This is a genomic window from Peptococcus niger (assembly GCF_900101835.1).
GTDB classification, from domain to species: domain Bacteria; phylum Bacillota; class Peptococcia; order Peptococcales; family Peptococcaceae; genus Peptococcus; species Peptococcus niger.
Genome location: NZ_FNAF01000005.1, coordinates 45734 through 67443 on the forward strand (window position 1 = coordinate 45734; position 21710 = coordinate 67443).

A 21710-nucleotide genomic window follows, 5' to 3' on the forward strand; every position below is an offset into this window, starting at 1 on the left:
CAATCAGGAGGAAGAGCATGGGAAAAATACGGTTGCACAAGTGGATGGCCGACTGTGGCGTGGCCTCTCGTCGGCGGTCGGAAGCCATGATTGCTGAAGGCCGCGTCAGCGTAAACGGCCGACCGGTCAGCGAACAGGGTGTGCAAATCGATCCCGAAAAAGACCGGGTGACCGTAGACGGTAAAGCCCTGCAAGGGCCGCCGGCCTTTAAATATTATTTATACGATAAGCCGGTGGGCTTGCTGACCACCGTTCACGATCCGCAGGGACGCCCGACAATTTTTGATGCCTTGGCAGACCTGCGCCAGCAAGTGGTGCCTGTTGGCCGCTTGGACCGGGATACCTCCGGCCTTCTGATTCTCACCAATGATGGCGAGCTGACCTATCGCCTGACCCATCCGTCTCATTTGGTAGACAAACGGTATGAAGTAACGGTTCAAGGTGCCATCACTGATAAGGCCATGCGTGCCTTGGCCCAGGGTGTTTTGCTGGAGGACGGGAAAACCGCTCCGGCTCAGGTGACGCTTTTGCACCGCAGCAAAAATAAAAGCAAGTTGGCCTTGACCATTCACGAAGGCCGTAAACGTCAGGTGCGGCGGATGTGCAAGGCAGTCGGTTTTCCGGTTATAGCCCTGCGGCGGACCCACCTGGCAGGGCTTGGCTTAAATCATGTTTCCGAAGGGGAAGTACGGCCCTTAACCCGTCAGGAAGTGCGACAGCTCTACGAAGCTGTCGGTATGCAACCATCTCAACAGTCGAAAAGGAGAAGATAATGGCGCTTTTAACAGACGTAGCAACCCTATCCCTGTCTTGCTTCAACCAAGACGAAATTGAAGATATGCTTCAATGGCATGTCCTGCAAAACGGTAACTTTATTGATACAACCTACGGGACCTATACCCACCTGCATAACACGGCCCGTCATATGCACTTCTTCCATTACCTGGAAGATGACGGAAACGATGCAGGCAATGAAGAAAAAGATGTGCCCTGGCGTTTGGACCTGCACGTCGATACCGGCAAGAAGGGCAACATTCGTGCCACCCTGGATCCGCAGGTCGTCGAGGATATTTTCACCAGCGTGGACAACCGGTTTAATAACCTGGTCCCGATTTTGGCCAAGTTCGAGGAATCAGGAGCAAAAGAAGGCACAGCCCTTTTGGTCGATTTCGTCAATAAAAACATGCTCCCTGCCGATGCGAAAAGCTCTGAATTTGAAATGAACCTCAACGTCAGCGTTTTGGACATGGACTTTTTTGAGAGCCGTGCCGGTTGGATTGAAAAAGAGGGCTTGAGCCCGGACCAGGCCGATGAAACACCGGGTGTCTTTCCCCTGGGCATGGTGATCAATCAGATGATGCAGGATGACGAGGCTGAAGAAGTTGACGAACAGGCGATCGGCCTGATGCGGTATGCTGCTCAAGACCTGCGCATTAACCCCCTCGGCCTGATGAACATCAATGGGGTGGTGGAAAGCGTTGAGGACATCCACCTTGGGAACAATGTCTACAATTACATCCTTGGGATTAAGACAGATTTAGGCGTATTTTATGCAGTGGTGCCTGAACGGTTTGTGCAAGTAGAAGACGTCACTGCCGGCAATTATGTTGCCCTTATTGGTTTCTTCTCCGGCATCTACATCGGTGAACCGGAAAAACAGGGTAAAAAAGAAAATGTCGTCCCCTTTGCGCCGGTGCACTAAGCCCAGCGCGTCATAAGATGGACGACGCTTCAATAAAGAAACTCCCCGAAAGGCGGTCAGGACAACCGCCCTTCGGGGAGTTTTTAGCTTGTGGGTAAATAGTGGATCAGCCAGTCCAGGGCGTCGAGGTAGCCTTGGACGCCGCGTCCCTTGATGGTTTTGCAGCAGGCCTTGCGAATGTAGCTGGTATGCCGGAAGTCTTCCCGTTGGTCCGGATCGGTCAGGTGGACTTCCACCGTTGGAATGGCCACCGCCTTTAGGGCATCCAGCAAGGCGATGCTGGTATGGGTGTAGGCGGCCGGATTAAAAATAATGCCGTCAACCTGGCCGTAGGCGGCGCCGATGAGGTCCACCAGCTCGCCTTCGTGGTTGCTTTGGCGGATGGTCAGCGACACTCCGGCCTCTTCCGCCGCCGCTTGGAGTCGGGCGCAGAGGCTGGCGTAGTCGGTGTGGCCGTAGAGGGCCGGTTCGCGTAAGCCAAGCAGGTTGAGGTTAGGGCCGTTTAAGACGAGTATTTTCAAAATAATCCTCCTTGATGGCGGTCAGGGCGGCAGGCAGGTCAGTGCAGGAGAGGGTGCAGTCGGCAAATTGCCGGTAGAGGGGGGCGCGTTCAGCCCACAAGGCGGCCAGGGCGGCACCGCCCTTTGACAGGGGGCGGCCTGCCCAGGCCAGGTCCTCCAAGGGCCGGGTTAAGTGATAGATTCGGCCGTTCTGACGCAAGAGCCCTTCGTTTTCAGGGCGGGTAACAATGCCCCCACCACAGGCAATGATCAGGCCGCTTTCCTTGCCGTAGCGCTCGGCCAGGGCCGTTTCAAGGCGGCGAAAGGCCTCTTCGCCCTGGGTGGTGATAAAATCACCGGTGGGTCCGTATTCAGCGGCAAAGACATCGTCCAAGTCGACCCAGGGACGGTCTAAGCTGTCTGCCAGCTGCTGGGCCAGGGTGCTTTTGCCAACGCCGGGCATGCCGATTAAAACGATGTTTTCCCGGGCGCTGCGCAGGCGGTTGCAAATCTCCTCAATACGGGCCAGGGCCGGCGGCTGACCGGTAAAATAGCCGTGAGCGTAAACCGCTTGAGCCACCAGCATGGGCAGGCCGCCGGAGGCCGGAATGCCCGCGGCCTGGGCCTCCAAAACCAGTGCCGACCGGAGGGGGTTGTAAATAACATCCACAAGGCCTTCCAAGGCAGGAAAATCTGCCGGATGCAGGAGGGCAGCAGGGGTCTTAGGGTACATGCCCACCGGCGTGGTGTTGATGATCCATTCGGCGTCCTGATGCCGGGGCAGGTCATCGTATGAAATGCCATCGTGGCGGACAATATGTAAAATTTCTCCGGCCTGTCGGGCCGCCAAGACCGCATGAACGGTTTTTGAGGTAGCGCCACCGCCTAAAATCAGGCATTTCTTGCCGCGCACGTCGCCGGACAAAGTGTCCAACAAGTAGGCAAAACCGTCAAAGTCGGTGTTGTGGCCAATCCAACGGCCCAGCTTGTCGCGCACCAGGCTGTTGACACAGCCAATGGCCTTTGCGGCGTCGCTTTCTGCGTAAAGGTAAGGACGGACCGCTTCTTTATAGGGAATGGTGACGTTTAAGGCGTCAAGGTCCGGGCGGGCCAGAAAGGCGCCCAGATCGGCCGGCGGGACTTCAAACAGTTGGTAATGGCTATTGCCCAGCATGGCGTGAATGGCCGGCGAATAGCTGTGGCCGAGCCGTTCCCCCAATAACCCGCTCAGCATGGGTCCTCCTCTGCCATCAAGGCTTCCTGAAGGTCCCGGGAAACGGTGAAAATTGCCTCATATAAGGCACAAATGGCATCGGCATCGGCGCCAGACCGGGCCGCAAGGTCGGCCAGGATGGCCTCTTCACGGGCCCGGTTCAAAACCGGCAGGCCCTTTGCCTTTTTATAGCGGGCCACTTCCCGGGCGCAGGCCAGCCGCTTACGTAGGAGCGGCAATAGTGCCGCATCAATCTCATCAATTTCACGGCGAAGCGCATCAAGTTGCATAAGTGCCTCCTTTATCGAAGAGCAGGTCCAAGCAGACGATGGCGGTGACCGCTTCCACCACCGGTACGGCCCGGATGGCGATACAGGGGTCGTGGCGGCCGCTAATCGTCAAGCTTTCAGGGGATAAGCTGGACAGGCGGACGGATGCTTGGGGTCGGGCAATGGACGGGGTCGGCTTAAAGGCGGTGTGGCTTATGAGCGGCAGGCCGGTGGTGATGCCACCCAGGACACCGCCGGCATGGTTGCTTGCCGGTTGCACCCTGCCATCGACAAGGGTGTAGGGGTCGTTGTGGGCACTGCCGCGCATGGCACAGGCCGCGAAGCCGGCACCGAAGGCCAGCCCGCGCAGGCCGGGGATGGTGAACAAGGCGGCGCTCAAGCGATTTTCTACCCCGGCGGCCATGGGCTCTCCCAAGCCCTGGGGAAGGCCGATGGCGGCACATTCCACCAAACCGCCGACCGAATCGCCTTGACGCCGCAGGTCATCGAGCAAGTCCTCCACCCGCTGGCGTGCCGCCTCATCGGCCATGCCCAGGGGGGCCTGCCGCAGGCGGTCCAGGTCTTCTCTGGTCACGGCTACCGGATCAAGGGCCGGGGCCATGACCTCGCCAACCTGAATCAAATGGGCGCCGACGTCAATCCCCCGCTGCCGTAAGGCGCCGGCACAAATAGCCCCGGCCAAGACCAAGGGCGCCGTCAGCCGGCCGGAAAAATGCCCACCCCCGCGCATGTCCGCATAGCCACCGTATTTTACGGCGGCGTTGTAGTCGGCATGGGAAGGCCTGGGCAGGTCTGTCAAGGCGGCATAGTCCTTGGACCGGGTATCCGTATTGGCAATCACCGCACAGAGGGGACTGCCGGTGGTGTGGCCGCGATAAAGGCCGCTTAAAAATTGTGGACTATCCGCTTCGCGCCGCTGGGTGACCTGGGCTGATTGGCCGGGGGCCCGGCGGGCCATTTGGTCGGCAATCGCCTTGTCATCAATGGCCAGGCCGGCCGGCAGGCCGTCGATGACGACGCCGATAGAGGGCCCGTGGCTTTCGCCGAAAACCTGTACGCGGATATTACGTCCGATCTGAGACGACATGGCATTTTCCTCCTATATGGGCAAAGTCATCAAAAAAATGGGGAAAGGATTTGCGCACCGCTTCAGCACCATGAATGCACAGGGGGTCGTGCCCGGCAACAGCGGCTAAAATGGCGGCGCTCATGACCATGCGGTGGTCGCCATAACCGTCTACCGCACCGCCAGCCACCCGCCCGCCAAAGACGGTCAAGGTCTCCGGCCCTTCCTCAACTTCAAGGCCGACGGTCCGCAAGAGGTCAGCAGTGGCAGCCAAGCGGTCGCTTTCTTTTAAGCGCAAGCGGCCGGCGTTTTTAAAGGTGGTACTACCTGAGGCGCAGGCGCCGACCATGGCAAGAATGGGCAATAAGTCTGGAATTTGGCTGACGTCCAGGGAAATACCGGCCAGGCGTCCGGGGACAACGGTAACCGCATCGGCAGTGGAGCTGACGCGCGCGCCAAAGGCTGTTAAAATCGGAAGGATGGCAGCGTCGCCTTGACAGCTGTCCGGGTTAAGCCCGGTGACGGTGACCGCCTTGCCCACGGCGCCGGCGGCCAAGAAAAAGGCGGCATTGGACCAGTCCCCTTCGATAAGAACCGGCTCTTGCGGGGCCCGGTAGCGCGCGCCGGCCGCAACGGTATAGCTGTCACCGCTTTCTTGGACATGGACGCCGTATTCGGCCATGACCGCCATGGTCATGGCGACGTAAGCTTCCGATTCAAGCGGTCCGTCAACCTGGATGGAAAGCCCCGCCGGCAGTAGGGGGGCCGCCAGCAGAAAAGCGCTGATGTACTGAGAGCTGACATTGCCCGGCAGGGTTACCTGACTGCCCTGAAAGCGTCCCGACATGGACAGGGGCAGGGCATCGGCAGAAACAGCTACGCCACCGGCACGGAGGGCATCGGTAAGGGCCTTTAAGGGCCGGTCCGGCAACCGGCCCTCCCCGTCGATTTCTGCGGAAAGGCCCAAGGCGGCCACCAGCGGCAATAAAAAGCGCAAGGTCGTCCCGCTCTCGCCGGCGTTGAGACGCAGGGCCTTTGGCGGGTGGCTGATTGGAGCAAGGCTGAGGCCGGTATCCGTCCGCTTCCACTCGGCCCCCAAAGCGCTTAAAACAGAGAGGCTGGCGTGCATATCCTCAGATAAAATCGGGCAGATGAAGCGGGTCGGGCCGTCTGCCAAAGCGGCGCAAAAAAGCTGTCGGTGCAAGATGGACTTGCTGGGCATGGCCGCCACATGGCCGCCTAAGGCGCCCGGTTCTATGCATATGTCCATTATAAACCGCCTTTCGTTAAGAATTCGGACAGGTCGGCATAGGCCACCGAATGAATAAGGCAGTGACCGATGCCGACGGGAAGGATCCAACGGATGCCGTCGCCATCGGCTTTTTTATCGTTCAGGAGGGCCTTTGCCAGCTGGTTTCTGTCAAAGGGCACGGAAATTGGCAAGTGATGGGCTTGGAGCAGCCTTAGGATGCGCTGGCCGTCAGTCGGCGTCAACCGGCCCAGGGCCACCGCAGCTCGGCTGATAAAGGCCAGGCCCATGGCCACCGCGTGACCGTGAGGCACGGTGTGACCGCTGACCTGCTCAATGGCATGGCCCAGGGTGTGGCCCAAGTTCAGATGGGCGCGAATGCCTTTTTCGCTGGCATCCGCTTCCACGTAGGTAATCTTATGTCCAACGGCGGTGGCGATGACCCCGGTCAGGTCGTCGCTTTGGCTGGTAAAGGGCCTGTTTTCCAGGCGGGCAAATAAGTCCGAGTCTGTTAAAATTGCCATTTTTATCAATTCGGCAGTCCCGTTTTGCCAATCGACATCGGCCAGGCTTTGAAAGAGGTCCGTCGCACAAAAGACACCGCTCGGTTGCTTAAAGGCCCCAAGCAAGTTTTTACCCAAGGGCAGGTTCAGCGCCGTTTTACCGCCGACAGAGGCATCAACTGCCGCCAGGAGGGTGGTGGGCATTTGCACCAGCGGAATGCCGCGCATATAAGAGGCTGCGGCAAAGCCTGCCAAGTCACCGGTCACCCCGCCGCCTAAGGCAAGAACCCCGTCGGTGCGGTGGAGCCGGTCTGCCGCCCACCGGTTCATCAAGCTTTCCCAGGTTGCGATGGACTTGCTGCCTTCGCCGGGGGCGACCAGGTCAAGGGCCACCGTATGGCCAGAGGTTTCCAAGCAATTTTTCACCGGCTCTCCGTAGAGGGCATAGACTTGTTCATCACTGACCAGGCGCACCTGTCCGGCTGCCGTCAAGCAGGAAGCCGCTGCCATTGCCGCCTCCCTTAGCGAGAGGCCAATCTGGACATCATAAGCGGGCTCAGTCCCTACGTGCAGCCGGTATGGCGTTTTGTGGGCGCTCATTCGCTTAAATTCTCCCGGCAAAAGCGATGGAGGGCCTTTAATTCACCGGCCAGTTTTTCATAGTCTTCCGGGGGCAGGGACTGGGGACCGTCGCAGAGGGCCTTTTCCGGATTGTTGTGCACTTCAATCATAACCCCATCTGCACCGGCCGCTACAGCCGCATGGGATAAAGGCCGGACCAGTTCACGAATGCCGGCGGCGTGGCTCGGATCGATGATGATGGGCAGGTGGGTTTTCTGCCGTAAAATCGGGATGGCGGAAATATCCAGGGTGTTGCGGGTGCCGGTTTCAAAGGTTCGGATGCCCCGTTCGCAGAGGATGATTTTATCGTTGCCGTCGCTCATCAGGTATTCGGCGCTCATCAGCCACTCTTCATAGGTGGCGGACAAGCCACGCTTTAGGAGGATGGGTTTGTCCAACTTGCTGAGCTCCTTCAACAAGGCGAAATTTTGCATATTTCGGGCCCCTACCTGTAGGATGTCCACGTCTTTGAAGTAGGGTAAATCTGAGAGATCCATGATTTCAGAGATAATCGGTAAACCGCTGGCCGCCTTGGCTTCCAATAAAAGGTCAATGCCGTCGGCGCCAAGTCCCTGGAAGGAGTAGGGTGAGGTGCGCGGTTTGAAAGCGCCACCACGCAAAATTTGTGCGCCGGCTGCCTTCACCTCGCTGGCCAAGCTGCGCATCTGGTCCTCGCTTTCAACTGAGCAGGGACCGGCGATGAGGGTTAATTGACCGCCGCCAATGGTCACATCGCCAATTTTTATCACCGTATCTTGCGGGTGCATCCGCCGGTTGACCCGTTTGTAGGGTTCGGAAATGCGGGTGACCTTTTTGATCCATCGGTTGGCCCGTAAACGCTCAATGTCCACATTGGACGTATCGCCGACCAGGCCGATGAGGGTTTGTTCATTGCCTTGACTGATGTGGAGGGCGACGCCCATTTCCTTTAACTGGTCGCACAACTGATCTTGCTGTTCTTTGGTTACATGGTCTTTTAATTGGATAAGCATGGCGGTCTCCTTTACTGGTATGTGAGCAGATGCAATTTTTCCCGGGAATAAGTTAAATTTAACCATACAAAAATGCCCCACAGAGGGTACACCTCTGCGGGGCATGATTTATACAGAATGGTATCTGTTAGTCATCCATTAGCCCATCGCCGAAGGAACCCAAATAAGCCTTGCCGTAGAAGTAGGCAAAGCTGTAATAGAAGGTATAGGCTTGAGCTTGATGGCTTAACATATCAATCACCTGTTTAAAGGACATAATGCATAGGGTTAAATTTTCTATAGCTTACCATAGGGCTTGGCCTTTGTAAAGCCTTATTTTTCTTCCATTTTGTGGTCTTGGTTTAAATCGACTTCTTTAAGCGGGATCATCTTTGGATTGTACTTAATTTTATGGTAGAGGAAAACGGCGATAAAGACCGGAATGCCCAGGTAGGTGGTGGCCAACTGGCGTAAGTTGATCTCCCCTTCAAGGAGGGCCGTATCCTGACCGATGATGACGATGGTGCAGAGCACCAGGGCAAAGATGGGGCCAAAGGGGAAGAGCTTTGCGCGATAGACCAAGTCGTCCAAATTTTTGCCTTGGGCGATATAGGCCTTGCGGAAACGGTAGTGGCTTAAAGCGATGCCCAACCAAGCAATGAAACCGGTCAAGCCGCTGGCGGCAATAATGTATTCGTAAGCATGGGGGGAGCCGAGCTGCATCAAAAAGACCACCACCACCATGACCAGGGTTAAATACAAGGCATTGCGCGGGGTGCCCGCCTTATTCACTTTGGCAAAGGCCTTCGGGGCCATGCCGTCTATAGCCATGGCGTGCAGCATCCGCGTTGATGCGTAAAAGCCCGAGTTGCCGGCGGATAAAATAGAAGTGAGGATGACCGCGTTCATCACGCTGGCGGCCATGGCCAGGCCGACTTTTTCAAAGACAATGGTAAAGGGTGATTTGGCAATTTCAGCCACTTCCTGGGCACCAAGCAGGTCCGGGCTGGTGTAAGGAATAATCAAACCGATGATGGCGATTGAGAAAATGTAGAAAATTAAAATCCGCCAAAAGACCTGGTTGACTGCACGAGGAATGCTTTTTTCCGGATCTTCCGACTCACCGGCGGCAATCCCGATGAGCTCCGTCCCCTGGAAAGAATAACCGGCAATCAGGAAGACCCCTAAAGCCGCCAGGAATTTGCTGGACCAGTGGGTGGTGGAGCCGACAAAGGGGGCGTCACCGACGTGCCAATTTTGCAGGCCGATGTAGTCTCCGCCGAAGATCCCTAAAATGGTCAATAGGCCGACGATGATAAAGAGGACGACGGTGATGACCTTGATGAGAGAAAACCAGTACTCAGATTCACCGTAGGCACGGACGGATAGCATGTTCAGGCCAACGATCATCGCTAAGAAAATCGCGCTCCAGGCCATCGGCGGCAAGACCCGTAAGGGCTCCCAATAACTGAAAATCAAGGCCGATAAGCTCACGTCCGCCGCCACGGTAATGACCCAGTTCAGCCAGTAGTTCCAGCCCAGGGCAAAACCGATTGACGGGTGGACGAAGCGGCTGGCATAGGCGCTGAAAGAGCCGCTAATGGGTAAATAAGTGGCCATTTCCCCTAAAGAGGTCATCAAAAAATAAACCATGATGCCGATGCAGGCATAGGCCAAGAGGGCACCGCCCGGCCCGGCGGCATGGACAGCCTGACCGCTGGTCATAAAAAGCCCGCTGCCGATACAGCCGCCGATGGCGATCATGGATAAATGGCGCGTTTTCAGCCGGCGCTTGACTTGCGTATGAACGGAGCCCTTTTCGCCGGGATGTGGTTGTGACATTTCTTTACCTCCTGTAACGGTTAACCCGTGTATTATTTTCCTATTTATTATACAGAACCGTGGAGGTTTTGTCTTGTTAAAAACCGTGTAAAAATCGCTTTTGTCAAAAAACAGCTTGGGCCGGGCCTAATTTAAAGCGACAGCACTGTACACGGCGGCGCCGACGATAAGGGCCTCTTCGTTTAAGATCACCCTAGGGTTGTGCAGGATATTGCAGTCCTCCTCATTTTCCGAGCGGGAGCCGATCCTCAGGAAGGCAGAAGGGACCCGGTCGGCCACTAAGGCAAAGTCTTCAGAGGCGTTTAAGAGGCCACCCTCTTCAAGGGTTAATACAGCCTTTTCACCGGCCGCTTCTTCGGCTCGGTTAATGGCTGTTAAGGCCTCTTTGAGTTGACCAATGCGGGCGCTGTCGGTAACGTTGGCGGGGATGGCATAATCCCAGTGCACCTCTGCAGTCCCGCGGAAGCCTTCTGCAGTCGTCCGGCTGAGTGTCTCCAACCGTTCTTTTAAGAACCGGCGGACCGTCGAGTCCATGGCGCGGAGGGTGCCGCTCAGCAGGGCTTGGTCGGGAATGATGTTGCCGATGGTGCCGGCTTGGAAGCTGCCGATGGTCAAGAGGGCCGCAGCTTGGTAATCAATTTCGCGGGCAAGGAGGGCTTGTAAAGCCAGGTGTAAGTGGACGCCGATGTTAATCGGGTCAACGCCTTCCTGGGCAGAGGCGCCGTGACAGCCTTGACCGTGGATGGTAATGGTAAAGCCGTCAACAGAAGGCATAAAGGGGCCCTCTGTTAGGGCCACGGTGCCGACCGGCAAGGTGGGCATATTGTGGACGGCAAAGGCGTAATCGACCGGATACCTGTCCAGGAGCCCATCGTCAATCATAGATTGGGCGCCGGCAAAAATTTCCTCTGCAGGTTGAAACATGAGAAGGACGCGCTGGGTCAGGTCCTCTTCGTGATCTTTTAAAATTTTAGCGGCGCCTAAAAGCATGGCGCTGTGAAGGTCATGGCCGCAGCCGTGGCTTTTGCCCAGGTTTTGTGAGGCAAAGGGCAGGCCGCTTTCCTCCGTTTGCTCTAGGGCGTCCATATCGGCCCGCAGGAGGAGGGTCTTTGGTCCCTGGCCAAGGCTGGCGATGATGCCGTTGCAGCCGCAGGGTTCAGGCGAATAGCCCATTTTTTCCAGTTCACCCTTAATATAGCGGGCTGTTTCTTCAGTGGCCAGGCCGACTTCAGGATTTTTGTGAATGTGGCGGCGCCAGTGGATGAGATCTTCTTTTAGGGACAAGGCTTCTTGGTAATATCGCATGAAAATCCTCCTTTGAATAATAAATGGCCGGAGATCGGTAACCAATCTCCGGCCTGGTGTGCACTGCGCAAAAGGGAACTTGCAGTGCTTCAGTTTTTGCTCCTGCCCCTGGCAGCAGCCCGACGGGAAGCGCATTATGAAAGGTTGGTCGTCAATCGTCATCCGTCATCTGATCAACAATCGTCAGTCACCGGGGTCTTCGTTCGTATCAGCCTGTGGCTTTGCCGGTTTCGTTCTTTTTTTATCCTGGATCCCGTCTGCCAAAGTTTTAGGATAAGGGGGTGACGGTCTTTAAATCGACGGTCACTTCTGTCGTGGCATTGGACTTGTCAATGGCCAAGGACAGGCGGTTGACCTCTGCCCGCAAGGCGGTGACGGTTTTAAGCACATCATCATAGCCGGGCAGGCCATATTCGACCAGGCCGACGCCGCTTTCTGCCTGAAAATTGGCCTTTGGCGCATTAAAGACGGCGGCCAGGGGCTCCAGCAATTTCAAGCGACGGCGTTTGGCACTGACTTCATTGAGCAAGTGACCGGTGCCGGTCTCGCGATTTTTGGCGTCAATGGCGTTTTGCAGGGTTAGGTAATCGCTTTCAATGTCGGCCATCCGATCCAAGGCGGCATTGACGGCTTCAACCTGTTGGCGAATATCAGCCGGGGGGCCGTTGTTCACCGACAGGGGAAAGTTTGTGAATTGTTCAATGGTATTTTTGGCGCGTTCCAGTTCTGTCTTAAGCTGGCTTAAATGGAAGATGGCCGCCTGCATGGTCAGGCTAAGGGTTGCCATGGGGATCACCTCTTTAATTTAAGGTCGAATCGGTGCTGGGAAATAAGGCGGCTAAATCGCCGTAGCCTTCTTTTTCCAGGTCAGTGGCCGGAATAAAGCGGGTGGCGTAGCCGTTGATGCAGTAACGCAGGCCGCCGGCCTCACGTGGACCGTCAGGGAATACATGGCCCAAGTGGGCATCGCCGACGCGGCTGCGCACTTCAGTCCGGACCATGCCCAAGGAAACATCTTCATGGGTGGTCAGGACTTCCGGGTCAATCGGTTTGGTGAAGCTGGGCCAGCCACAGCCGGCATCGTACTGGTCCAGGCTGCTGAACAAGGGCTCGCCGGTGGTGACGTCTACGTAAATCCCCGGTTCTTCTGCCCCCTGGTAGAGCGGATGGCTGAAGGGGCCTTCAGTGGCATTATCCTGCGTGATGCGGTAGGCCAGCGGGGAAAGGTGGTTGCGCAAATAAGTGCCGCTCGGCTTGCGATAGCGGCGCGGGTCCAAGGCGCGGTCGATGACCTCCGGAGCGCCATTTTCCAACTCCCGGTAGCGTTCAAGCGGAATATGGCAATAGCCATGAGGATTTTTGGTCAAATAATCCTGGTGATAGGCTTCCGCCGGGTAAAAATTTTTCAAAGGATCAACTTCCACCACCAGTGGCCGCTCGTAGCGGATTTGCTGGGCCTTGACAAAGGCCTTGGCGCGGTCCAGCAGGCCTTGGTCCCTGCTGTAAATCCCGCTGCGGTACTGGCTGCCAATGTCGGCCCCCTGGCGATTTTCGGTGGTGGGGTCAATGATGCGGAAAAAACCAGTTAGAACTTGTTCCAGGGACAGGTCTGCCGGGTCATAACTGACCTTTACCGTTTCAACGGCGCCGGTTCGTCCACTGCAGACCGCTTCATAAGTCGGCTGGTCAACCTGACTTTGCGCATAGCCGACTTCCGTTGCGCTGACTCCGGGCATCAATTGAAAGTAATGCTCGGTGCCCCAGAAGCAACCGCCGGCCAGATAAATGGTTTCCTGTGGTTTGGGCATAAGGCACTCCTTTCCGGTTATTGGGCCAAAAAAGCGCGATAAGCTCGCATGGTCATGTAGCAGTCGGCTTTGGCGGCCAGTTCAATGGGGGCGTGCATGGAGAGCATGGGGACGCCGCAATCCACCACTTCAGCTCCCCGGTTGGCAAGAATGTAGGCGATGGTTCCGCCACCCCCCTGGTCCACCTTGCCCAGTTCGCCCATTTGCCAAAGCACATGGTTGTCATCAAAAATACGGCGAATTTCTTGTAGAAATTCAGCATTGGCATCGTTGGAGCCGCTTTTCCCGCGGGCGCCGGTGTATTTGTTGATGGAAACGCCCTTGCCGATGAAGGCCGTATTGCGCTTGTCCATGACGTCCGGGAAGCTCGGGTCCAAGGCGGCGGTCACATCACCGGAGAGCACCCGGCTGCCGCTTAAGGTGCGGCGCAGGGCCAGTTCGCCTTCGCCATTCAGGTGTAAGAGCTCTGCCAGGGCATTTTCAAAAAAGATGGCGCCCATGCTGGTATTGCCCACAGAACCGATTTCTTCCTTATCCACCAATAAGGCCGCTGCCCACCTGGTTGGCGGTTTTGGCAAGTTTAATAGACCGTCTACAGCTGCAAAGGCGCAAGACCGGTCATCGTGGCCGTGGGCCGCAATCAGTGCGCGATCCAAACCGACTTCCCGGGCCTGACCGGCCGGGACCAGTTCCAATTCGGCCAGTAAGAGGTCTTTTTCAACCAAGCCGTAGCGGTCGTGGAGGAGGGAGAGGAGCTTGGCTTTGACCGGCTCTTTCAGCTCGACGTCATCCGCCGTCAGCTGTGGTTCCAGGCCGCAGACGGCGTTCAATTGTTCGCCGTTGACGCCTTCGGCCAGGGTTTTGGCGTTTTGGTCCTTGCCCAAATGGGGCAGGAGGTCGGTGATGTAAAAGACCGGATCATCGGCGGCATCGCCGATGTTGATCTGTACTTCGCTACCGTCCTCCCGGTAGGCGATGCCGTGGAGGGCCAGTGGCAGGCAGGTCCACTGGTATTTTTTGATGCCGCCGTAATAATGGGTTTTCAGCAAGCCCAGGCCGCCGTCTTCATAGAGGGGGTGGCTTTTTAAGTCCAGGCGAGGGGCGTCAATGTGGCTGCCCACAATATCCAGCCCCTCTGTCAGTGGGGCGGTGCCTGGGAGAAAAAGAATTACCGCTTTATTTTTGTGGTTCAAGTAAAAGCCTTGTCCCGCTTGCGGGGTCTTGCCGTCGGCCAAAATATCCTCAAAAGACCGGTAACCGGCCTCTTTGGCCAAGTCGACGATGGTCTTTGCCGCTTCCCGCTCGGTTTTGGCCTGGTCTAAAAAGTGCATGTAACGCTTGGCGTAGGCCTCCATCTCCGATTTTTCATCGGCATCGATGTGGGCCCAGACCGAGCGAATTTCGTATTCGTGTTCCATACTATTGCCTCCAATCTCGTTATCGGTATCCTTATACCCGTTTGGCGTTAAAAATATTTGCCAAGGGTCGGCGTATTCAGTATGATTACAGTGAAAGGGCGTGATGCAATGCTGGTAGAAACCCACTGCCATTCGTCAAACTTTTCACCGGATGCGCGGCAATCCTTGGCAGACTTATTGGCAGCCACACGGGCACGCGGGTTCAACGCGGTGGTATTGACGGAACATTACGATAAAAATTATTTCTCAGACGGGTCTGCTGGTCAGTTGACCCCCTTGGGCAGTCCGCCGGAGCCGGGCGAATGGATTTTTGATTTGGCCCAGTACCGGGCAAGGGTGCAAGCGGCCCAGGCCTCTTTCCCGGAACTTTTACAGGGGATTGAAATCGGCTACCGGCCGGCCCTGGCTGCTGATTTGACAGACTTTCTCCAACCCTTTGCCTTTGACCAGATTATCGGGTCTGTTCACGCGATGATGGGCAAGGACTTGGGCATGGCCAAGGGGCACCCCTTGTATGATTTGCCCAAACAGGAGGCTTATGAAAAAGTCCTTGAAGCCCACCTGGAAATGGTCAGCTCGCCATTTCGCTTTCAAGTGATGGGCCACGTGGACTACCTGACCCGCTATGCCCCATACGAAGATACAGCCTTGACCTATGCCCCTTATGCAGATCATTTTGATGCCTTGTTTAAGGCCCTCATCGAGCGGGAAGTGGCGCTGGAGATTAATTTGCGTACCCGGTATAAGCAATTCGACCGGACAGGCCATGATCCGGGGCTGATGGATCCGACCATTTTGCGCCGCTATCGGGATTTGGGCGGTGAATTGATTACCCTGGCCGGGGATGCCCACAGCCCGGAGGACTTCGGTCGCTTTTTCCCGGAAGCGCGGGCGGAATTAAAAACCCTGGGCTTTCAATACGGTTATTATTTTCAGCAAGGCCGGCCAATGCGCTATGCCTTGTAGGGTTTCTTGTCGCTTTTTTTATGAGGAGGTATGGATATGAACTGGTTTATTACCGCAGAAGACTTGCGCAAGCTGGAGCCTGCACCACTCATCTTTGATTTGCGTTTCCGCCTGGCAGACCTGGCCTACCACGACCAAGTCTATGCCGAGGGACATATCCCCGGGGCCTTTCTGGTCGATTTTGAACGGGACCTGTCCGACCCGGAAGGGGATTTCGGCGGGGACCATCCCTTTTTACAGCCGGAAGCCTTTGCCAATCTTCTGGAAAAGTACGGCGCCCGGGATGACAGCTTGCTGGTGCTTTACGATGAACCTTCGCTGATGAGTGCTGCCCGGTTTATTTACCAGGCCAAATTCAGCGGCCTGGCTTGTCCCATCCGGATTTTGAAGGGCGGCTATGAGGCCTGGTTGCAAGCCGGTGGCGGGACTGAAAAGGACCTTCCGAAAGCGCCCGGCGGTGGGAATTTGACCATAGCCCCGGCGCCGGAACTCATCTGCCGCCAGGACACGGTGAAGGCACAACAGGCTGATCCGACCAGTCTTTTGATCGACAGCCGGTCACCGGGGCGCTACCGTGGCGAGACTGAGCCCCGCTATCCTGTAGCCGGACATATTCCCGGTGCGGTCAATTATTACTATGAAGATATTTTGACCGATGGGGCTTTAAAAGATACGGCCTTTTTAGAGGCCCATTTTGCGGATTTAAAAAACTACGACGATATCATTTTGTCCTGTGGTAGCGGCGGTACGGCCTGTGTTAACAGCCTGGGATTGGACATGGTCGGCATTCCGCACCGGATCTACAACGGCAGCTACAGCGATTGGATTAAAAATCCGGACAACAAGGTGAACACCGGCGATAAGCCCTGAGCTATTAGACAAAGACCTATTCTCCGTCATTTAATTGGGAGCGAGTGGCCCTAAAAAGTTGGATTTAGCTTGTTACAAAAGAGCTTCCAAGAAGAGCAAATCCCCAGCTCATTTTTTGAGCCGGGGATTTGCTGGTCTTAGTGAAGCGTTAAAAAGCAAGAAAGTGGTTAAGAAAAAGGGTGAGAGAACTTTTTAATTAAGGAGGAAACGGGATGGGCACGCTTTACATTCACATACCCTTCTGCCTCAGCAAGTGTCGCTACTGTGATTTTTTAAGTGCGCCGGCCCCGGAAAATTTGCAGCGGCGGTATGCCCAGGCCTTGCTCAAGGATATTCAGTGGCAATGGTCAGCTTTCCCGGAAAGGATTGAGGCCATTTTTATCGGTGGGGGGACGCCGAGCCTGCTTGCACGCGACATTTGGCAAGGTTTGTTGCAAGGGATCCTTGATTTGTCTGGCGGTTCCGTCAAGGAATGGACGGTGGAAGCCAATCCGGGGGACCTGTCTGAGGGACTCTTGCAGGATTGGCGAGCCGCCGGGGTTAACCGTCTTTCCCTGGGGGTACAAAGTTTTGACGATGAGACCCTGCGCCTTTTAGGGCGACGGCATACGGCGGGGCAGGCAGCAGCGGCCTATGCCATGGCGCGCAAGGCCGGTTTTGAGAACATTAACCTAGACCTTATGTATGGGCTTCCGGGTATGCAGCTGACCGACTGGCAAAAAACGGTGCAAGAGGCCCTGGCCTTGGCACCGGACCACCTTTCTTTATACGGCTTGATTGTTGAAGAAGGGACCCCCATGGCCTCCGACATAAGCTCGGGCATCCTGCCGGAACCTTCTGAAGAAACGGCCCGGCAGGCCTTTTTATGGCAACGGGAGGCCTTGGCCCGCGTCGGATATGCTGCCTATGAAATTTCAAACTTTGCCCAACCGGGCTATGCCTGCCGGCATAATCAAAATTACTGGGCACTGGGCAACTGGCTGGGCTGTGGCCTCGGCGCCTCAGGCCATTTGAAGGGCACCTTTACCCGGATGAGCGCGGATATGGACGCCTACCTGGCCCGGCTTGAAGCCGGCCAGCTACCGATTGATGACCGGGAAAGCTGGGACCGCCCAACCCTGATGAGCGAAACAGTTATTTTGGCTTTGCGTACGACAGAAGGTCTGTCGGCAAGAGCTTTTGCAGCGCGCTATGGCGAACGTTTTGAACATCGGTTTGCCGCTGCCATTGATACGGCCCTCCAGCAAAATCTGGCGGTATGGGACGGCGATTACTTCAAAGCGACGCCGGAAGGGCTCTTGCTCAACAATACTTTGGGTCTCTTGTTTTTGTAACTATTTTCTGTATTGACAAGGGCTGGCCGGCGTGGCATGATTTGATATATTTCTTAGTGCGACAGCACTGGAGGAGGCCTATTATGATGGGACAAATCAAATTTAAATTAAGTCACCTTGCTTTCCTCATTGGTATTTTGGCCCTGATTGCTGACTACTGCCTGGTGGAGCGCCATTTCGGCCTGGGCTTTGACCACGCTTTCTTTATTCGACAACGCGTTGTTTATGTACTGGCACTGGTTGCCTTGACCATCGGCTTTGCCGGCTTTTCGGTGCACTTTTCACGAAGTGGCTGGTGTATGGCGTCCGCTATAACTCTGGCTGTGGATGTTTTCATCTTACTCAGTGCTATTTTTGTGGAATTCGGCCTGCCGGCAACCGTTTTGCGCTACATGCTGCACGACGGCGGCTTGCTTCCCCTATGGGCCTTGAACACGGCGGTATTCCTGCATTGGGTCTTTCGTAAATCAAGTGAATAAGAGCAAAAGAGCTGTTTCCTGCAAAGGAAAACAGCTCTTTTTTGTGGTTAAAGATCTTTAGGGCAAAAGGATTTGTTGAGAACTATTTTTTTATAAAAGAAGACGGGCCAATCCCGGTAGAAAGCGGTTAAGGGTGGGTGTTTCAGCCGGGTAAAATTTTTTGGTAGGCTAAGCGGTCTATGCCGTCCAGTGCCACGATGATGCCACAATAGGTGTAGCCGCTTTTGGCAAGTAAATGCCGCATCCCGGTATTGGCGGCGTGGGTATCGATGCGGCAATTGTAAATGCCTTGGGCCAGGGCCCTTTGTTCAGCAGCTTGGAGTAAGGCTCTTGCGTAGCCCTGGCCTTGCTCCAGGGGGTCCACCACCAGCCGGTGGATGGCCCAATAGGGGGCCGGGTTGAGCCACTGCCCGTCACGGATGACCTGATAAGTTTCATCCGGGCCCGGAATCAGCGCACAGGCGCCGATGATCTTACCGGCAATTTTTAAAAGGTACAGGGTCTGTCGGGCAAGATCTGCCCTCAGCCGTTGGGCGCCGGGGTAATCATCCGCCCATTGAAAATTGCCCTGGGCATGCATCCGCTGGCGGGCCTTGTCATATATTGTCAACAAGGGGTCTAGGTCTTCAAGCTGAGCCGGAACCAACTCCATGGGTATCGCCACCTTTTCTTTTTGCTAAACTTATTCTAACATCTTTTGGATTAAAAATCGGCATGGCTTGAGTTGTCAGTATGGATAAAATCTAATATTTTTCAAAAGCCTCGTATGTGGGAATATGTCCAATTAGTATTCATCTTATAATTTATTATATCATTCTGGAGCAAAGAAAAAACAGCCCGTAAAAGAGCTGTTTAGATTACTATTTTCTTGTTCTAGTTACATTACTTATATTAGATGACCAGCAAACATTGCCATAGGAAGTAATAAGATTAAAAGTATATTCAATACTATAAACAACTTATCCTTTTCCTTTACCCCAAATATTAATCCTATCAGTCCAATAATTGGGCAGACAAACATTGATGTGAGTCCAGTTGGTCTTAACTTTGTATAACTATCAAAGATGTCTATTGGTAGTTGGTAGGAAATCACAAGTACCACAAGTCCAAGTAAAAATAATTTTTACTGATTTTTTTCTTCATATGCTTCTCTTTCTTTGAAATTATATTGTTCGAATTAAATCTATAGTCGGTCTGTCTAAAATTCTCTTTAATGAGAAGTGATAGATGATTAGGTTAATACCATAGACGACTAATGAAAATCCTAGGAAACTTTTGTAGTCATAATATTTTATTAAAGTACTCATTCTTAAATCAGGGACTACTAATGATATTACCAACATAACACCTAAGCTCACCATAATAGAAATTGTAAAGGACTTTACCTGCTCTCCAATAAACTCCTTTTGATAAATACTCTTTAACTCATCTACATCCATCCCACAAGAGTAGAGGCTTCCGATTTCTTTTTTTCTGTTTATGAGACTTAAATTAATGGATGAGTAACCATTGGTAATATTTAGTACAAAGATGATCGATGCTATTCCTATTACAAGTTTTATGAAACTTTTTACGTCCTTATATTGATTTTTTGCGATTTCCTCACCTGTTGTGATATTAAATCTATCTTCAGGTGAAATTTGTTCTCTGATCATGGCCTCTACATATTCTTTTACATCTTTAGTATCCGAATCTTTTACCTTCATGTTTAAAGTATAGGCATATTCTGTATATTTCTCATCACCTGCTTCTTCCATAAGTTTAAAATAAGTGTCAAAATCTGTATAAACTTTTACATCAAAAGGCATTGTTCTCGACTTATATTTTCCCAAATCTGTTATTGTCTTTGAAATTTTAATCATCTTCTTATAATCATTTTCAAAGACAATATCAAAACTCTGTGGATTTTCAAAATATGGAATTCTCTTTGCCTTAGCTATTGGAATAGAAGAATCTTCTTGAATTGTATTGTATAGGACAAATTCACCCTTCTTTCCTCCAAGTTCTTTTAAGTCTTTTTCTTCCAAGGCGATGATAAATCCATCCATACCCTCTGCCTTATATTTTTTATTCTTTCTAGCTTCCTCGTCTAATCCAGCCGCCTTTGCTTCCTTTGAGAATTCGTTAGTGTTTTCCACTTGAACATATTTATCTTTTGAAATATACGACTTCTCGTTAGGAATTTTATCTACAATTTCTTTTAATATTTTTGGGACTTGATTCTTTTCACTAAAATAATCCACGGAAAAATTATAGCCATCATCGTAATGAGAAAAATTTCTGTTGTATGTTGAGATACCAATAGTGATTATAAACACCGAAATGATGATTATTCCTATGGCGGAAATATATCTCTGTGATTTTATTGAAGCTAAGTTGTTGAGTTTTAATTCCTTCCAAAAATCTTTGGCTCTCTTCTTCTTTGATTTTGAAAAATCTATATTCCCTCTTATGCCGTCTATGATATTTATTTTAGAAATCTTTTTCGCAGGGGATTTAATAGCTAGTGCCACAATTGTAAAAGAAACGAAAAGTATCGCCAAACTTAATAAGGGATTAAATTTCATAACTTCAAAGGCACTTACTCCTTCACCTTTTGTTATGTTTTTATACAAACAATACATAAAGAAAAATCCTGCAATATGTCCTAAAATTATTGGAATTGCAGTTGTAATAAGTCCTTCCTTTAGAAGTAAGAGATAAATTTGTCCATTGGTAGATCCTATAGACTTGTAAATGGAAAGCTCTCTAATCTTCCTAAGGCCCCAAACCCAAAAGATGTTTTTTATAAAAAACACAAAGATTGCAATGCACCCAAGTACCGATAAAACATTAACGGCTTGGCTCATTATATTTTGTAACGGATTGTTTTCCACTCCATAATAGCGCATAAGGCTTTCAGAAAATTCTAGGTGAACGTCTTTTCCCAGTGCATTATTAATTTCACTTTTAATCTTATCTCTATGTTTGTAAGCTTCTTCAAAAGAATTAAACTTTACAAATGTTTTAAAAGAAGTCATTTTATCCTGCAGACCTAAGGCAAAGTTTAGTCTGCTATATTTGTTATAAACATCTCCATAAACTCCAACTAAAGTAAAATAGTTAGAACGTCCTTTTTCAAATTTTTCTCTGTCTGTATTTGGACTTGTTGGTTCGATCTCTTTTCCATCTAGTTTTCTTTTGCCTATATCAAGGGTTACTTTATCGCCTAATTTAAGTTTGTGTTTATTTACAAGGCTTTCCGATAAAACTATCTCATTTTCCTTTTCAGCAAATCGCCCTTCTTGAAGTCTTGAAAATTCTCGCATTTCATTGACATTTCTGTCTTGATAGTTAATGACTATTAAATCATCATTTAATTTTCCATTGTCAGGATTAAGAGACATTTTTCCGACCAAATCTATATCTTCAATGGACTTTAGTTTTTCAACATCTTCATTTGAGAGTTCTTCTTTAATCTCCCCATGATAAAAACTTGAAGCCATGTAATAACCATAGTCAGCCGTCATATTTGTGTATCCGTAGTAAAAAATTACGGTGAAAAACAGACTTACAATAAATAAGGAAATAAAA

General features: G+C 52.6%; 20 protein-coding genes. 6 read left to right on the forward strand and 14 right to left on the reverse strand.

Annotation, left to right across the window (positions count from 1 at the left end; translation table 11 throughout):
• The first annotated feature begins 17 nt into the window (after nucleotides 1–17).
• Nucleotides 18–773 carry a pseudouridine synthase gene (locus tag BLQ16_RS05325; protein WP_091791714.1) on the forward strand — a complete coding sequence of 252 codons (756 nt, stop codon included), beginning with the start codon at nucleotides 18–20 and terminating at the stop codon, nucleotides 771–773.
• Nucleotides 773–1702 carry a hypothetical protein gene (locus tag BLQ16_RS05330; protein ID WP_091791715.1) on the forward strand — a complete coding sequence of 310 codons (930 nt, stop codon included), beginning with the start codon at nucleotides 773–775 and terminating at the stop codon, nucleotides 1700–1702. Before BLQ16_RS05325 ends, BLQ16_RS05330 begins: the two co-directional genes overlap by 1 nt.
• An 83-nt stretch (nucleotides 1703–1785) precedes the next feature.
• On the opposite strand, the gene BLQ16_RS05335 is transcribed toward BLQ16_RS05330, so the two are convergent.
• From BLQ16_RS05335 to BLQ16_RS05390, 12 genes are all read right to left on the reverse strand, one after another.
• Nucleotides 1786–2223: a type II 3-dehydroquinate dehydratase gene (locus BLQ16_RS05335; RefSeq protein WP_091791716.1), complete on the reverse strand. Its 438-nt coding sequence runs from the start codon at nucleotides 2221–2223 to the stop codon at nucleotides 1786–1788.
• Nucleotides 2195–3436, reverse strand: a complete 1242-nt coding sequence (locus BLQ16_RS05340) for a shikimate kinase (RefSeq protein ID WP_091791717.1) — start codon at nucleotides 3434–3436, stop codon at nucleotides 2195–2197. The genes BLQ16_RS05335 and BLQ16_RS05340 overlap by 29 nt, the downstream gene beginning before the upstream one ends.
• Nucleotides 3430–3705 (reverse strand): chorismate mutase, encoded by a 276-nt coding sequence (locus tag BLQ16_RS05345; RefSeq protein ID WP_091791718.1) that lies wholly within the window; start codon nucleotides 3703–3705, stop codon nucleotides 3430–3432. Before BLQ16_RS05345 ends, BLQ16_RS05340 begins: the two co-directional genes overlap by 7 nt.
• The gene (gene aroC / locus BLQ16_RS05350; RefSeq protein ID WP_091791719.1) at nucleotides 3695–4792 is read right to left on the reverse strand and encodes a chorismate synthase; all 1098 of its coding nucleotides are present in this window, start codon (nucleotides 4790–4792) and stop codon (nucleotides 3695–3697) included. Before aroC ends, BLQ16_RS05345 begins: the two co-directional genes overlap by 11 nt.
• Nucleotides 4770–6041, reverse strand: a complete 1272-nt coding sequence (gene aroA / locus BLQ16_RS05355) for a 3-phosphoshikimate 1-carboxyvinyltransferase (protein ID WP_091791720.1) — start codon at nucleotides 6039–6041, stop codon at nucleotides 4770–4772. The genes aroC and aroA overlap by 23 nt, the downstream gene beginning before the upstream one ends.
• Nucleotides 6041–7123, reverse strand: coding sequence for a 3-dehydroquinate synthase (gene aroB / locus BLQ16_RS05360; protein ID WP_091791721.1), 1083 nt, complete (start codon nucleotides 7121–7123; stop codon nucleotides 6041–6043). The genes aroA and aroB overlap by 1 nt, the downstream gene beginning before the upstream one ends.
• Nucleotides 7120–8136, reverse strand: a complete 1017-nt coding sequence (gene aroF / locus BLQ16_RS05365; RefSeq protein ID WP_091791722.1) for a 3-deoxy-7-phosphoheptulonate synthase — start codon at nucleotides 8134–8136, stop codon at nucleotides 7120–7122. Before aroF ends, aroB begins: the two co-directional genes overlap by 4 nt.
• Before the next feature lie 312 nt (nucleotides 8137–8448).
• Nucleotides 8449–9957 (reverse strand): amino acid permease, encoded by a 1509-nt coding sequence (locus BLQ16_RS05370; RefSeq protein ID WP_091791723.1) that lies wholly within the window; start codon nucleotides 9955–9957, stop codon nucleotides 8449–8451.
• A 126-nt stretch (nucleotides 9958–10083) separates the two neighbouring features.
• On the reverse strand, nucleotides 10084–11262 hold the full coding sequence (locus BLQ16_RS05375) for a M20 metallopeptidase family protein (RefSeq protein WP_159427994.1): 1179 nt from the start codon (nucleotides 11260–11262) through the stop codon (nucleotides 10084–10086).
• Nucleotides 11263–11530: 268 nt separating this feature from the next.
• On the reverse strand, nucleotides 11531–12049 hold the full coding sequence (locus tag BLQ16_RS05380; RefSeq protein ID WP_091791725.1) for a hypothetical protein: 519 nt from the start codon (nucleotides 12047–12049) through the stop codon (nucleotides 11531–11533).
• Between the two features lie 13 nt (nucleotides 12050–12062).
• Nucleotides 12063–13070: a peptide-methionine (S)-S-oxide reductase MsrA gene (gene msrA, locus BLQ16_RS05385; RefSeq protein WP_091791726.1), complete on the reverse strand. Its 1008-nt coding sequence runs from the start codon at nucleotides 13068–13070 to the stop codon at nucleotides 12063–12065.
• A 17-nt stretch (nucleotides 13071–13087) separates the two neighbouring features.
• Entirely contained in the window at nucleotides 13088–14488 is a 1401-nt protein-coding gene (locus BLQ16_RS05390) for an aminopeptidase (protein WP_091791727.1), read from the reverse strand.
• A gap of 81 nt (nucleotides 14489–14569) precedes the next feature.
• Between BLQ16_RS05390 and BLQ16_RS05395 the strand changes: the two genes are divergently transcribed.
• The 4 genes from BLQ16_RS05395 (at nucleotide 14570) to BLQ16_RS05410 (ending at nucleotide 18137) form a co-directional block, all read left to right on the forward strand.
• Complete coding sequence (locus BLQ16_RS05395) at nucleotides 14570–15454, forward strand: histidinol-phosphatase HisJ family protein (RefSeq protein ID WP_091791728.1); 885 nt, start codon at nucleotides 14570–14572, stop codon at nucleotides 15452–15454.
• A 36-nt stretch (nucleotides 15455–15490) separates the two neighbouring features.
• Entirely contained in the window at nucleotides 15491–16324 is an 834-nt protein-coding gene (locus BLQ16_RS05400; RefSeq protein WP_159427995.1) for a sulfurtransferase, read from the forward strand.
• 212 nt (nucleotides 16325–16536) lie between these two features.
• A complete protein-coding gene (gene hemW / locus BLQ16_RS05405) occupies nucleotides 16537–17658 on the forward strand; it encodes a radical SAM family heme chaperone HemW (RefSeq protein ID WP_091791730.1) in 1122 nt (373 codons plus the stop codon).
• 83 nt (nucleotides 17659–17741) lie between these two features.
• The gene (locus BLQ16_RS05410; RefSeq protein WP_091791731.1) at nucleotides 17742–18137 is read left to right on the forward strand and encodes a hypothetical protein; all 396 of its coding nucleotides are present in this window, start codon (nucleotides 17742–17744) and stop codon (nucleotides 18135–18137) included.
• 142 nt (nucleotides 18138–18279) lie between these two features.
• On the opposite strand, the gene BLQ16_RS05415 is transcribed toward BLQ16_RS05410, so the two are convergent.
• Complete coding sequence (locus tag BLQ16_RS05415; RefSeq protein WP_091791732.1) at nucleotides 18280–18789, reverse strand: GNAT family N-acetyltransferase; 510 nt, start codon at nucleotides 18787–18789, stop codon at nucleotides 18280–18282.
• 511 nt (nucleotides 18790–19300) lie between these two features.
• Complete coding sequence (locus BLQ16_RS05425; RefSeq protein WP_200781887.1) at nucleotides 19301–21646, reverse strand: ABC transporter permease; 2346 nt, start codon at nucleotides 21644–21646, stop codon at nucleotides 19301–19303.
• Between the last annotated feature and the right edge of the window lie 64 nt (nucleotides 21647–21710).